Raw genomic sequence first — 13,314 nt, 5'->3', positions numbered from 1 at the left:
CATGACCGAAGCCAAGATCGTTCTCGTCGTGGCCGTCGCGAAAAACGGCGTCATCGGCCGTGACGGCGACCTGCCGTGGCGCCTGCCGTCGGACCTGAAACGCTTCAAGCAGCTGACGCTCGGCAAGCCGGTGCTGATGGGCCGCAAGACCTGGGATTCGATCGGCAGGCCGCTGCCGGGCCGACCGAATATCGTCGTCACCCGCGATGCCACGTTCTCCGCTCCCGGAGCGCAGGTCGTCGCCTCGCTCGACGAAGGACTGGCGGCAGCGCGGCGCGCGGCAAAAGACCTGGGCGTCGACGAAATCTGCGTCATCGGTGGCGGGCAGATCTATGCGCAGGTTTTCGACCGGGCGGATGTGCTGCATGTCACCCATGTCGAGGCGGATGTGGAGGGTGATACGCGCTTTCCCGAGATCGATCCGGCAGCGTTCGAGAAGGTCGTCGAAGAGCCTATCCCGCAGGGCGAGAAGGACAGCCACGCCATGCGCTTCGTCACCTGGCGCCGCAAGACGGCTGCGTAAACCATAAATCGTGCCGATCACGAACTATTTTGCCGCACAAACCCGCAAGGTCACGCGGATTTGTTGAAAGGTGCCGGAGGGATACCTATAACGGGTTCACCTTGCGTAGCGCGGCGAAACATTCCGCGAGATGCGGCCTGGAGCAGTTCCGGCAAAAGCGCCAAGCGGTTTTGCGTCCGGAACTGCGCATAAACAAGAAATGGAGTGTTTTCGTGTTTCGGAGAAATGCGGAGATGCTTCCATGGGGATTTGAGAGAAAGAGGTATTGATGCCCTGGAGTAATCAGAACGGCGGCGGCGGCCCTTGGGGCGGCGGCGGCGGCGGTGGCGGAAACAATCAAGGGCCATGGGGGCAGGGACCAAACCGTCCCCGCGGCGGCGGAGGCGGCAATGGCGGCCCGCCGGACCTTGAGGACATCATCCGGCGCGGCCAGGACCGGTTGAAGAACGTCATGCCGGGCGGCATCAATGGCGGCGCGGTCGTCATCGCGCTGCTGCTCGTCGGCGTCTTCTGGCTGATGAACTCCATCTATACCGTCCAGCCGGACGAGCGCGGCGTGGAACTGCGCTTCGGCAAGCCGAAGCAGGAAATCTCCATGCCCGGCCTGCACTTCCATCTCTGGCCGCTCGAAACCGTCGAACTCGTCAAGATCACCGAGCAGCAGCAGAATATCGGCCGCCGCACGGCAGCCACGGGCTCGGATGCGTCCGGCCTGATGCTGACCGGCGACCAGAACATCGTCAACGTCCAGTTCTCGGTGCTCTATTCGGTCACGGATCCGGAAGCCTACCTCTTCAACCTCGAATATCCGGCAGAGACGCTGCAGCAGGTTTCCGAAAGCGCCATGCGCGAAGTTGTCGGCCGCCGTCCCGCCCAGGACATTTTCCGCGACAACCGCCAGGCGATTGCGGAAGGCGTGAAGACGACGATCCAGGCGACCATGGATGCCTATGGCGCCGGCCTCTCGATCAACACCGTCGCGATCGAAGATGCGGCCCCGCCGCGCGAAGTGGCCGACGCCTTCGACGAAGTGCAGCGCGCCGAGCAGGACGAAGACCGTTTCCTCGAAGAAGCCAACCAATATGCTAACCAGAAGCTCGGCCTTGCTCGTGGTCAGTCGGCGCAGCTGCGTGAAGAAGCTGCCGCCTACAAGGACCGCGTCGTCAAGGAAGCGGAAGGTGAAGCGGCACGCTTCCTCTCGGTCTACGAACAGTACAAGCTGGCCCCCGACGTGACCCGCAAACGTCTCTTCCTCGAAACGATGGAAGGCGTGATGAAGAACTCCAAGAAGGTCATCATCGACGAGAAGCAGGGTGGACAGGGCGTCGTTCCCTTCCTGCCGCTGAACGAACTCGGCCGCGGTACGACCCAGCAGCAGCAGAGCACGGGAGGCACTCAGTAATGGGCAACCGTATACCCACCATTCTGATCGCCGTCGGCGTTCTCCTGTTCATCGCCTATTCGTCGGTCTTCGTCGTCAACGAGCGCCAGCAGGCGATCGTCATCCGCTTCGGCGAGATCCAGGACGTCAAGACCGAACCGGGCCTCTACTTCAAGCTGCCCTTCGGCTTCATGGATGCCGACAGCGTGCAGTATATCCAGGACCAGGCGCTGCGCTTCGACCTCGACGACATCCGCGTCCAGGTTTCGGGCGGCAAGTTCTACGAGGTCGATGCCTTCGTGGTCTACAAGATCACCGATGCCCGCCGCTTCCGCGAAGCCGTCTCGGGTGACCGGGAATCGGCCGAATCGCGGCTGCGCACCCGTCTCGATGCGGCACTTCGCCGGGTCTACGGTCTGCGCGGCTTCGAATCCGCGCTCTCGGAAGAGCGTGCTTCGATGATGCGCGAGGTTCGCGGCGAGCTGACGAACGACGCCTCGAACCTGGGTCTCACGATCTCGGACGTGCGTATCCGTCGCACGGACCTCACGCAGGAAGTCTCGCAGCAGACCTTCGAGCGCATGAAGGCCGAGCGTCTTGCCGAAGCCGAGCTCATCCGCGCCCGCGGTAACGAGGCCGGCCAGCGCCGCCGCGCCATCGCGGATCGCCAGGTCGTCGAGTTCATCGCCGCAGCACAGCGTGATTCGGAAATCCTGCGAGGCGAGGGCGAAGGCGAGCGCAACCGCGTCTTCGGCGAAGCCTTCTCGCAGGATCCGGCCTTCTTCGACTTCTACCGGTCGATGAGCGCCTATGCTGCGTCCATGACGTCGTCCGACACAACGCTGGTGCTGTCGCCGCAGTCGGAATTCTTCCGCTACTTCGAGGATGCGGCAGGCACGACGCCCGCCACCTCGGGTGCAGCGACCGGAACGACGAACGGTACGGCAACGACGCCGACGACGGCAAACTGACGCCGTGGCCGATTTCCTGACGGGAATCGCCTTCTTCATGATCATCGAGGGGCTGGTGTACGCACTGGCCCCTTCGGTTTTGAAGCGCATGGCGGAAATGCTGCCGCAGATTCCGGAAAGCCAGCTGCGCGTCTCGGGCCTCGTTGCCGTGGCGCTCGGCGTGGTCATGGTCTGGTTCATTCGGGGCGGGTGAACAGGACCGCTTGCAGCCGCCCGCGAAGACGGGCAAGACTTCACATCAAATTCAACGCGGCGGACTGATTTTCGCCGTATCCGCGGCAAACACTCGCCACGATGCCCAGGACAAGAGGATGCCGAACATGGCTTTGAAGATGAGGTCCAGCGCAGCGCAAACGGCACTCGCGCTCGCGATGAGTTTTTCGCTGATCGCGGGGGGACCGTTTGCCGCGCCGGCGCTGGCACAGGTGAAGCCGGCGGCAGGGCCGGATTCGGTTGCCGATCTTGCCGAAAGCCTGCTTGACGCGGTGGTGAACATTTCCACCTCGCAGAACGTCAAGAGCGACGACAAGGCGCCCGTTCCGCAGGTGCCGGAAGGCTCGCCCTTCCAGGATTTCTTCGACGAATTCTTCAAGGGCGAAGGCGGCGAGGGCGGCAACCAGGGGCAGACGGTCAATTCGCTCGGCTCCGGCTTCGTCATCGATCCCTCGGGCTTCATCGCCACGAACAACCACGTCATCGAGGGCGCGGACGATATCGAGGTGAATTTCGCCAACGGTTCCAAGCTGAAGGCGAAGCTCGTCGGCACCGACCCGAAGACCGACCTCGCGCTCTTGAAGGTCGAGCCGAAAGCGCCGCTGAAGGCGGTGCCCTTCGGCGATTCCCGCACCATGCGCATCGGCGACTGGGTCATGGCGATCGGCAACCCGTTCGGGCTTGGCGGCTCGGTGACGGTCGGCATCATTTCCGCGCGCGGGCGCAACATCAATGCCGGCCCCTACGACAACTTCATCCAGACGGACGCCGCGATCAACCGCGGCAATTCCGGCGGTCCGCTGTTCAACATGAAGGGCGAGGTCATCGGCATCAACACGGCGATCATCTCGCCGTCGGGCGGCTCGATCGGCATCGGCTTCTCCGTGCCGACGGAGCTTGCGCAGAACATCTTCACGCAGCTTCGCGATTTCGGCGAGACGCGGCGCGGCTGGCTCGGCGTGCGCATCCAGCCGGTCACCGACGACATTGCCGAAAGCCTCAGCATGGCCGAGGCGAAGGGCGCGCTCGTTGCCGGCATCATCAAGGGCGGCCCGGTCGACAACGGTTCGATCGAGACCGGCGACGTCATCATCCGCTTCGACGGTAAGGAGGTCGACGAGATGCGTGACCTGCCGCGCGTCGTGGCCGAAAGCCCGGTCGGCAAGGCCGTCGACGTCGTGCTCTTGCGCGACGGCAAGGAAATGACAGTCAAGGTCACCCTCGGCCGCCTCGAGGACGGCGAGAAGGAGGCCGGCGACGACGCGGTGACCCAGGAGGACACCCCGACCGAAGACGGCACGACGCCGCAGACCGGCGAACAGGTGCAGCCCAGCAAGGCCGACACGGTCCTCGGCATGGGCATCAGCGACCTCGACGAGCAGGCGCGCAAGACCTTCGAGATCGTCGAAAGCGTCAAGGGCGTCGTGATCACCGAAGTGACGCCCGAATCGGCCGCCGCCGAGCGCGGCATCGTGCCGGGCGACGTGATCGTCGAGGTCGGTCAGGAAGCCGTGACGACCGCCGAAGAGGTGAAGACCCGCGTCGCCAAGCTGAAAACGGAAGACCGGCGCAACGCGCTCCTGATGATCGCCAACCGCACCGGCGCGCTGCGCTACATCACCGTGCGCATCGACTAGAGGTGAGTCCGTTCAGGGACTTGCTGGCACACGTCACCAAGGCGACTCATGCCGACGGCATAGGGGCACCGATACCCCCCTCTGCCCTGCCGGGCATCTCCCCCTCAAGGGGGGAGATTGGATGGAGCAGCGTCTCGCCCATCTTTGACGCTTCAATTTGAGCAATGCCCGCGCCTCTTGCCGATCTCCCCCCTTGAGGGGGAGATGCCCGGCAGGGCAGAGGGGGGTGCGGCAGAGGGAAATCGTCAAAATCAATAACGGCTGGCATCATGCCGTTGGAGCGATGCTTCAGCGGCCTTTTTTTGCTCACGCCGTCACGAAATCCGACTTGCGATATCCCTGGAGATAGAGCAGTGCCGTGAGGTCGCCGTGGTCGATGCGGATCTTTGCTTCCGCCGCGACGGCCGGTTTGGCGTGCAAAGCGACGCCGGCGCCGGAGAGGTGCAGCATGCCGAGATCGTTGGCGCCGTCGCCGACGGCCATCGCCTCTTCCGGTGAAATGCCGAGGCGTTCGGAAATCTCGATGAGGGCGTCCACCTTGGCCTGCTTGCCGAGGATCGGTTCGGCCACTTCGCCAGTGAGCTTGCCGTCGGCATCGATGAGCAGGTTGGCGCGGTTCTCGTCGAAGCCGAGCATGGCGGCGATGCGGCTCGTGAACACGGTGAAACCGCCGGAGACGAGGGCGGTGTAAAAGCCCCTGGCCTTCATCGTCGCGATCAGTTCGCGCCCGCCGGGCGTGAGCGTGATGCGCTTCTCGATGACCTCGTCGATGACGGAGACGGGCAAGCCCTTCAGCAGCGCGACACGTTCGCGAAGGGCAGGCTCGAAGGCGATCTCGCCGTTCATGGCGCGCGCGGTGATGGTGGCGACCCGCTCCTTGAGGCCGACTTCGGCGGCAAGCTCGTCGATGCATTCCTGACCGATCATGGTGGAATCCATGTCGGCGATCAGCAGCTTCTTGCGCCGCGTCTCCGCGTCCTGAATGGCGAGATCGATCGGCGTGTTGCCGATCGCCACGAGAATCGTATCGCGCGCGGCCGCGATATCGCTGCCGTCGCGCAGTGCGATGTCGCAGGCGATGCCGTCGGCGAGCCAGTAGAGGCCGGAGGCCTTGACCTGATCGGCGGCCTTTTCGGCGAGCGCTGGGGTCAGGACAGGATTTGACGGATTGGCGACAAGCGTGGCAACGAAAGCCATGATGAGAAACCTTGATCGAAAGCAGGACGCGATCCTGATAACCGGCCCGACGGCAAGCGGCAAGTCCGCGCTCGCCGTGCGGCTGGCGCGCGAGCACGGTGGCGTGGTGGTCAATGCCGACAGCATGCAGGTCTACGACACGCTGAACATCCTCACGGCCCGGCCGCAGCCGGAAGATATGGGCGGCATCGACCATCGCCTCTACGGCCATGTGCCGGCGGGTGCGGCCTATTCCACCGGCGACTGGCAGCGCGAGGCGACGGGCCTCGTGGCGGAGCTCAGGGCACGCGGCAAGCTGCCGGTCTTCGTCGGCGGCACGGGCCTTTATTTTCGCGCGCTGACGGGCGGGCTGGCGGATATGCCCGTCATTCCCGACGATGTTCGCGAGCGGGTTCGCGGGAGGCTCGCCGCTGAAGGGGCAGAAGCCCTGCACCGGGACCTCACGGAGCGCGACCCGCAGACGGCCGCCCGCCTGAAACCGGGCGACGGCCAGCGCATCCTGCGCGCGCTGGAGGTGCTGGAGGCGACGGGGCGGTCGATTTCGACGTTCCAGGCGGCGGCGGGGCCGGCGGTGATCGATCCGGAGCGGGCGGAAAAGATCGTCGTGCTGCCCGACCGCGCGGTGCTTGCCGGCCGCATCAACCGACGGTTCGCCGCGATGCTGAGATCCGGCGCGGTGGAGGAGGTGAAGGCGCTGCTGGCACTCGGTCTTTCGCCCGCCATGCCCGTCATGAAGGCGATCGGCGTGCCGCAGATCGCGGCGATGCTGGCAGGCGAGATGAGCGAGGCCGAGGTCATCGAACGCGGCGCGGCGGCGACCCGGCAATATGCCAAGCGCCAGATGACCTGGTTCCGCAACCAGCTCGACGATGGCTGGCAGCGGATCGATCCGCTATCCTCTAGCGCCTGATCAGGCTGCTCAACGGTTTCTTCAGAAGCTGCTCACGGATCGAAGATCCTTCGCGTCGGTGCTCCTGCTGCTCGCCGAAGGCCGGGGCGGGGCGCGCTGGCTGGCGGTAGGGATCGGCGGCCGGGCGCGGGGGCTCGGAGGTGAGCTCGCGGCGGATCGTTTCGAAACGCTCCTGCGTCGACGGTTCGTAGGCGCTTTGGGCGCCGGGCAGCATGTCCGGGCGGTAGGGTTCCGGTGCGGGCGCCGTTGCCGGTCGTGCTGCTGCCGCCTGGAGCGTGTCGATATAATCTTCCTCGTCCTCGTAGGGCGCATCCTCGTAGCCGGTCGGAAGCGTCCCTTGGGATTGCGAGGCGAGGTAGGAATTCTGGAAGCCCGAAATATCCGGCCCGGAGATCGCGCGCATGCGCGACACGATCGAGCGCAGGTCGACGCTCTGCGGCGTTTCGTCGGTGACCTTGACGCCGGTGCCGTTGGTCTTCGGCAGGCGGTCCGCCTCGACGCGCGTGAAGCGCATGCGCATCGGCACCGCGACGGCCTCGCCGAACGCGATCGCCTCGCCATTGCCGATCGAGGAGATGAAGCTCGTCGTGGAGGAGGAGGAGTTCGGGATCGCCGAGCGGATGATCTCCTGGTCATGCTCGTTGGCAAGACGCATGGCGAAGATCGTCGAGCACTGCGAGAGGATGGTCGGGTCCAGTTCGCCGGGACGCTGGGTGATGATGCCGAGCGAGACGCCGTATTTGCGGCCTTCCTTGGCGATGCGGGCGATCGCCTGGCGCGTCGGCGTGAAGCCGAGCTTGGGATCGGCCGGCACGTAGCGGTGCGCCTCTTCGCACACCACCAGCATATGCACGCCGCCATTGCTCCACAGGCCGATTTCGAAGGCCATGCGGCAGAGCACCGAGGCGACGGAATTGACCACTTCCGACGGGATGCCGGCGAGCTGGAAGGTCGTCACCGGCTTGCCTTCGCCGGGAATGCGGAAGATGCGGGCGATCGTGTCGAGGATCGTGTCGGTGATCGTGTTCGAGGAGAACATGAAATGGTAGCGCGGGTCGTTGATCGCCGACATGATCTTGACTTTTAGCGAGCGCAGATGCGGTTTTTCAGCACGACCCTCCAGCCGGCCGATGCGCTCGTCGACGAGCGCCAGCAGGTCGGCGATGCGGAAGGGCACGGGCGTGTCTGCCGTCACCGAGCTCTTTTCGGTCGCGCGGCGCATCAGGCCGTTTTCGCTCGTGCCGCGGAAGGCGCGTTTGGCTTCCGGGATCAGGTCGCGGAGAATATCCATCTCCTCCGCCACCGGCGGGCGGCCGCGGAAGACGACTTCGGCGAATTCCTCCAGCCGGAACAGCCAGAAGGGCAGGTCGAGCGTGTCCGTATCGATGACGACGGCGAGGTCGCCGAAGGCGGAGGCGAATTCGTTGTGCGGGTCGAGGATCAGCACGCGCAGGCGCGGATCGGCCTGGATCGCCTTGTGCAGCAGCAGCGTGACGGAGGTGGACTTGCCGACGCCGGTCGTGCCGACGATGGCGAAATGCTTCTCCAGCATGGAGGGCACGTGGATCGTCGCGTCGAGGGTCTCGTCCTGCGTCAGCTTGCCGATCGTGCAGACGTCGTTCTTGCCGGTGTCGTAGACCTTGGCGAGGTCGGAGGCGCGGATGCGGTGGGCGATCGCGCCGAGATGGGGATAGTCCGTGATGCCGGCGGAAAAGGTCTCGCGCCCGTCCGCGCTGACATTCACCTCGCCGAGCAGCTCGACCTCGATGCGGAAGACCGTGTCGTGGTTTTCCACCCAGCTCTGCTGGTCGGTGGACATGGAGTAGACCAGCGCCACGAGGCGGTTGCGGCCGACGGAGATGGAGATGAGGCGGCCAACCGCCCAGAGTTCCGTCAGCGCCGTCTGGCCGCCTTCGGCGAGAGCGCTGATCGTGGCGCGGGACCCGTTGCAGGCGACGATGCGCCCCAGCAGACGGTTGCCCACCATGCCATCCCGGCGCTCCTGCTCGCCGGCGACGATCGAATTCTGGAAATCACTGTTCAGCAATCACGGCACTCCTTGCCATCAAACAGCGACCTTATCGGCTGCCGCTTAATAAGACGTTTCGGCGTGATGCATCTATTGGTTGTATTTTCCCGGATATGCGAGAATCCGTGCCGTTTCGAAACAGATGGAAAGGGCGTTGACGTGCGTGGACTTTGTGGCTAACACTTCGCCCCATGAAAAATCTGACGGCAAACATTCTTGTGGTGGGAACGCGCATGGGCAGGATGGTGTAACCATCCGGCGAAAGCACCCATGCGCGGTAAGCAGGCTCCTCCAAGGGGCCTTTTTTTATGCCCAGAAATTCGATAATCACCCCGAAATACGAATAGAGACGGACGGGAATCCGATGAGCGGAACAGAAAACCAGATGACGGGCGCCGAAATTGTCTTGCAGGCGCTGCGGGACAACGGCGTAGAACATATTTTCGGCTATCCGGGCGGTGCCGTCCTGCCGATCTATGACGAGATCTTCCAGCAGGACGACATCGAGCACATCCTCGTGCGCCACGAGCAGGGCGCCGGCCACATGGCCGAAGGTTATGCCCGCTCTACCGGCAAGGTCGGCGTCATGCTCGTCACCTCCGGCCCGGGCGCCACCAATGCCGTCACGCCCTTGCAGGACGCGCTGATGGATTCGATCCCGCTCGTCTGCCTCACCGGCCAGGTCCCGACCACGCTCATCGGCTCGGATGCCTTCCAGGAATGCGACACGGTAGGCATCACGCGCCCCTGCACCAAGCACAACTGGCTGGTCAAGGACGTGAACGATCTCGCCCGCATCATCCATGAGGCCTTCCGTGTCGCCCAGTCCGGCCGTCCGGGCCCGGTCGTCGTCGATATCCCGAAGGACGTGCAGTTTGCGACCGGCACCTATACGCCGCCGTCTGCTGCCCCGATCCAGAAGAGCTACCAGCCGAAATTGCAGGGCGATGCCCGCCAGATCGAGGCGGCCATCCACCTGATGAAGACGGCGCGCCGGCCGGTCATCTATTCCGGCGGCGGCGTCGTCAATTCCGGTCCCGAGGCCTCGCGGCTGCTGCGCGAGCTGGTCGAGATCACCGGCTTCCCGATCACCTCGACGCTGATGGGCCTCGGCGCCTATCCGCATTCCGGCAAGAACTGGCTGGGCATGCTCGGCATGCACGGTTCCTACGAGGCGAACATGGCGATGCATGATTGCGACGTCATGGTCTGCATCGGCGCGCGCTTCGACGACCGCATCACCGGCCGCCTGAACGCCTTTTCGCCGAACTCGAAGAAGATCCACATCGATATCGACCCGTCCTCGATCAACAAGAACGTCCGCGTCGACATTCCGATCCTCGGCGATGTCGGCAATGTGCTCGAGGACATGGTTCGTCTGTGGCGCGCCGGTGCGAAGGACTATGACAAGTCGGTCCAGGCCGACTGGTGGACGTCGATCGCCAAGTGGCGGGCGCGCAATTCCTTTGCCTACAAGCACAGCAACGACGTCATCATGCCGCAATACGCGATCCAGCGGCTCTACGAGCTGACCAAGGACCGCGACACCTACATCACGACGGAAGTCGGCCAGCACCAGATGTGGGCGGCGCAGTTCTACGGCTTCGAGCAGCCGAACCGCTGGATGACCTCGGGCGGCCTCGGCACGATGGGCTACGGCTTCCCGGCGGCGATCGGCGTGCAGGTGGCACACCGCGACAGCCTCGTCATCGACATTGCGGGCGACGCCTCGATCCAAATGTGCATTCAGGAAATGAGCTGTGCCGTCCAGTATAACCTGCCGGTCAAGATCTTCATCCTGAACAACCAGTATATGGGCATGGTGCGCCAGTGGCAGCAGCTCCTGCACGGCAACCGCCTGTCGAATTCCTACACGGAAGCGATGCCGGACTTCGTCAAGCTCGCGGAAGCCTATGGCGGCGTCGGCATTTCCTGCGACAAGCCGGGCGATCTCGACGGCGCGATCCAGGAGATGATCGACGTGAAGCGTCCGGTCATCTTCGATTGCCGCGTGGCGAACCTCGCCAACTGCTTCCCGATGATCCCGTCCGGCAAGGCGCATAACGAAATGCTGCTGCCCGACGAGGCCACGGACGAAGCGGTCGCCAACGCGATCGACGCCAAGGGCCGCCAGCTCGTTTGATGAAGAGGAGAGCAATTCCAGCAAAAGTGTGAAGCGGTTTTGCGTCCGGAATTGCGTGAGGAAAGATTATGAACGCACACCTTCAGCCCACGGGCTCCGCCTATTTCATCGCCAAGGAAACCCAGGTCGCGGAGAGCCACACGCTCTCCGTGCTCGTCGACAACGAGCCGGGCGTGCTTGCGCGCGTCATCGGCCTGTTTTCCGGCCGCGGCTACAATATCGAAAGCCTCACGGTCTCCGAGACCGAGCATGAGTCGCACCTGTCGCGCATCACCATCGTGACGCGCGGCACGCCGGGCGTGCTGGAACAGATCAAGTCGCAGCTCGAGCGCATCGTGCCCGTGCACCGGGTCGTCGATCTCACCGTTCGCGCCAAGATCATGGGGCAGGAGCGGCCGATCGAGCGCGAAGTGGCGCTGGTCAAGGTCACCGGTTCCGGCGAGATGCGGGCGGAAACGCTGCGCCTGGCCGATGCCTTCCACGCCAAGGTGGTCGATGCGACGGTCGATCACTTCATCTTCGAGATCACCGGCAAATCCTCCAAGGTCGACCAGTTCGTGGCCGTCATGAAGCCGCTCGGCCTCTCCGAAGTCTGCCGCACCGGCATCGCGGCGATGAACCGCGGCCCGCAGGGCATGTAGTCAGAAACGCACACTGATGCACGCAACAAGGGCCTTCCGAAACGGGGAGGCCCTTTTTTTGTCGGGTGGCCGTCAGATCATCTCCAGCGGCCGCTTGCGGGTCGGCGGCGGGAAGGCTTCGTTGAGGAGGCGGAGATCCTCCGAGGTCAGGCGGATCTCCGAGGCGCGGAAGTTTTCGCGCACGCGCTCCGGCGAGCCGGATTTCGGGATGGCGATGACGCCCGGCTTCGTCAGCAGGAAGGCGAGCGCCACCTGGGCGGAGCTCGCATGGTGGATGCGGCCGATTTCCTCCAGCACCGGATGGCCGACCAGGCGGCCCTCGTCGAGCGGTGAATAGGCCATGATCGGCACGCCCTGCACCTGGCTCCAGCGCAACAGATCATATTCGATGCCGCGGCGGGCGAGGTTGTAGAGCACCTGGTTGGCGAGCGGACGCGCCGGCTCCGCCACGTCGAGCAGTTCCACCATGTCGTCCTGGTCGAAGTTGGAGACACCCCAGGCGCCGATCTTGCCTTGCGCCTTCAGCGTCTCGAAGGCTTCCACGGTCTCGGCAAGCGGATGGTTGCCGCGCCAGTGCAGGAGATAAAGCTCGATATGGTCGGTGCCGAGGCGCTTCAGGCTCGCCTCGCAGGCGGCGATCGTGCCGGTGCGGCTGGCATTGTGCGGCAGCACCTTGCTGACGACGAAGACCCCGTCGCGGCGGCCCCTGATCGCCTCGCCGACCACCGTCTCCGCGCCGCCGTCGGCATACATTTCCGCCGTGTCGATCAGCGTCATGCCGAGGTCGAGCCCGGCGCGCAGGCTTGCGGCCTCCTCGGCCGGGGACGACCCGCTCTCGCCCATGTGCCATGTGCCGAGGCCGAGCGCCGGCACCTGCCGTCCGCCGGGGAAGGTGACTGCGGGAAGTTCCGCTTTCATGTGTCTCTCCGTTCAGGCGCCATGCATCGATACGAATTGTATGCATGACAAGAATTGGCTGGTCGTCGCAAAGAGATGGACTATCAATCGCAAAAAACAACCGGAATATGCGAGAACCTGCATGCCGATCGAAATCTTTCTGGCGCTGCTGGTCTTCGCCTTCACCACCTCCATCACCCCCGGCCCGAACAACATGATGCTCTTCGCCTCGGGCGTGAACTTCGGTTTCGTGCGCACCATCCCGCATATGTGCGGCATCGGCGTCGGTTTCCTCGTGCTGCTGCTCGCCGTCGGTTTCGGGCTCGGCGCGCTGCTGGAGGCCGTGCCGCTGGTCTATACGGTGCTGAAATTCGCGGGCGGCGCCTATCTCCTGTGGATCGCCGGGAAGATCGCCATGTCGCGCACGCTTTCCGAAGGCAAGGCGGGGGCACGGCCGATGAGCTTTCTCCAGGCCGCCGCCTTCCAGTGGGTGAACCCCAAGGCCTGGGTCATGGCTGTTTCCGCCATGGCGACCTGTACCAATGCGGCGAACTATACGCTGAGCGTGCTCATCGTCGGCGTCGCCTTCGCGCTGGTCAATTTCCCGAGCGTTTCCACCTGGGCCGGCTTCGGCTCGGCGCTGCGCCAGTGGCTGTCGGATCCCGTTCGTCTCAAGTGGTTCAACATTACGATGGCGCTGCTGCTTGTCGCCAGCCTCTGGCCGATGCTGCGCTAGAGGCGTATGAAGGACAAGCCGGAGGGACCGCCTTGT

Annotated in this window: 12 protein-coding genes; 9 read left to right on the top strand and 3 right to left on the bottom strand. The window is 64.3% G+C overall.

From position 1 onward, the window contains the following. Nucleotide 1 precedes the first annotated feature (1 nt). The 5 genes from VGN93_RS16315 (at nucleotide 2) to VGN93_RS16295 (ending at nucleotide 4,725) form a co-directional block, all read left to right on the top strand. Nucleotides 2–523 carry a dihydrofolate reductase gene (locus VGN93_RS16315; protein ID WP_327508265.1) on the top strand — a complete coding sequence of 174 codons (522 nt, stop codon included), beginning with the start codon at nucleotides 2–4 and terminating at the stop codon, nucleotides 521–523. A gap of 268 nt (nucleotides 524–791) precedes the next feature. Further along, the gene (gene hflK / locus VGN93_RS16310; RefSeq protein WP_319317650.1) at nucleotides 792–1,925 is read left to right on the top strand and encodes an FtsH protease activity modulator HflK; all 1,134 of its coding nucleotides are present in this window, start codon (nucleotides 792–794) and stop codon (nucleotides 1,923–1,925) included. After that, on the top strand, nucleotides 1,925–2,875 hold the full coding sequence (locus VGN93_RS16305; RefSeq protein ID WP_327508264.1) for a protease modulator HflC: 951 nt from the start codon (nucleotides 1,925–1,927) through the stop codon (nucleotides 2,873–2,875). The genes hflK and VGN93_RS16305 overlap by 1 nt, the downstream gene beginning before the upstream one ends. A 4-nt stretch (nucleotides 2,876–2,879) precedes the next feature. Beyond that, a complete protein-coding gene (locus VGN93_RS16300; protein ID WP_327508263.1) occupies nucleotides 2,880–3,068 on the top strand; it encodes a DUF2065 domain-containing protein in 189 nt (62 codons plus the stop codon). Nucleotides 3,069–3,195: 127 nt separating this feature from the next. Further along, nucleotides 3,196–4,725 carry a DegQ family serine endoprotease gene (locus VGN93_RS16295; protein WP_327508262.1) on the top strand — a complete coding sequence of 510 codons (1,530 nt, stop codon included), beginning with the start codon at nucleotides 3,196–3,198 and terminating at the stop codon, nucleotides 4,723–4,725. Between the two features lie 306 nt (nucleotides 4,726–5,031). Here VGN93_RS16295 and serB read toward each other — a convergent pair whose 3' ends face one another. Further along, nucleotides 5,032–5,922: a phosphoserine phosphatase SerB gene (gene serB, locus VGN93_RS16285; RefSeq protein WP_327508261.1), complete on the bottom strand. Its 891-nt coding sequence runs from the start codon at nucleotides 5,920–5,922 to the stop codon at nucleotides 5,032–5,034. Between serB and miaA the strand changes: the two genes are divergently transcribed. Continuing rightward, nucleotides 5,921–6,832 carry a tRNA (adenosine(37)-N6)-dimethylallyltransferase MiaA gene (gene miaA, locus VGN93_RS16280; protein ID WP_327508260.1) on the top strand — a complete coding sequence of 304 codons (912 nt, stop codon included), beginning with the start codon at nucleotides 5,921–5,923 and terminating at the stop codon, nucleotides 6,830–6,832. The two genes, serB and miaA, sit on opposite strands and share 2 nt — an antisense overlap. On the opposite strand, the gene VGN93_RS16275 is transcribed toward miaA, so the two are convergent. Next, complete coding sequence (locus tag VGN93_RS16275) at nucleotides 6,822–8,819, bottom strand: ATP-binding protein (RefSeq protein ID WP_327508314.1); 1,998 nt, start codon at nucleotides 8,817–8,819, stop codon at nucleotides 6,822–6,824. The two genes, miaA and VGN93_RS16275, sit on opposite strands and share 11 nt — an antisense overlap. Before the next feature lie 406 nt (nucleotides 8,820–9,225). Between VGN93_RS16275 and VGN93_RS16270 the strand changes: the two genes are divergently transcribed. Then, entirely contained in the window at nucleotides 9,226–11,004 is a 1,779-nt protein-coding gene (locus VGN93_RS16270; RefSeq protein WP_327508259.1) for an acetolactate synthase 3 large subunit, read from the top strand. Nucleotides 11,005–11,072: 68 nt separating this feature from the next. Continuing rightward, a complete protein-coding gene (ilvN, locus tag VGN93_RS16265; RefSeq protein ID WP_256117038.1) occupies nucleotides 11,073–11,645 on the top strand; it encodes an acetolactate synthase small subunit in 573 nt (190 codons plus the stop codon). Nucleotides 11,646–11,717: 72 nt separating this feature from the next. On the opposite strand, the gene VGN93_RS16260 is transcribed toward ilvN, so the two are convergent. Continuing rightward, nucleotides 11,718–12,563 (bottom strand): aldo/keto reductase, encoded by an 846-nt coding sequence (locus VGN93_RS16260; RefSeq protein ID WP_327508258.1) that lies wholly within the window; start codon nucleotides 12,561–12,563, stop codon nucleotides 11,718–11,720. A 121-nt stretch (nucleotides 12,564–12,684) separates the two neighbouring features. Here VGN93_RS16260 and VGN93_RS16255 point away from each other — a divergent pair, with 121 nt between their 5' ends. Beyond that, the gene (locus tag VGN93_RS16255; RefSeq protein WP_327508257.1) at nucleotides 12,685–13,278 is read left to right on the top strand and encodes a LysE family translocator; all 594 of its coding nucleotides are present in this window, start codon (nucleotides 12,685–12,687) and stop codon (nucleotides 13,276–13,278) included. Nucleotides 13,279–13,314: the final 36 nt, after the last annotated feature.

Origin of the sequence: Shinella sp., from assembly GCF_035998705.1 — a bacterium.
Taxonomy (GTDB): Bacteria; Pseudomonadota; Alphaproteobacteria; order Rhizobiales; family Rhizobiaceae; genus Shinella.
This window is presented reverse-complemented; position numbering and strand designations above follow the sequence as displayed.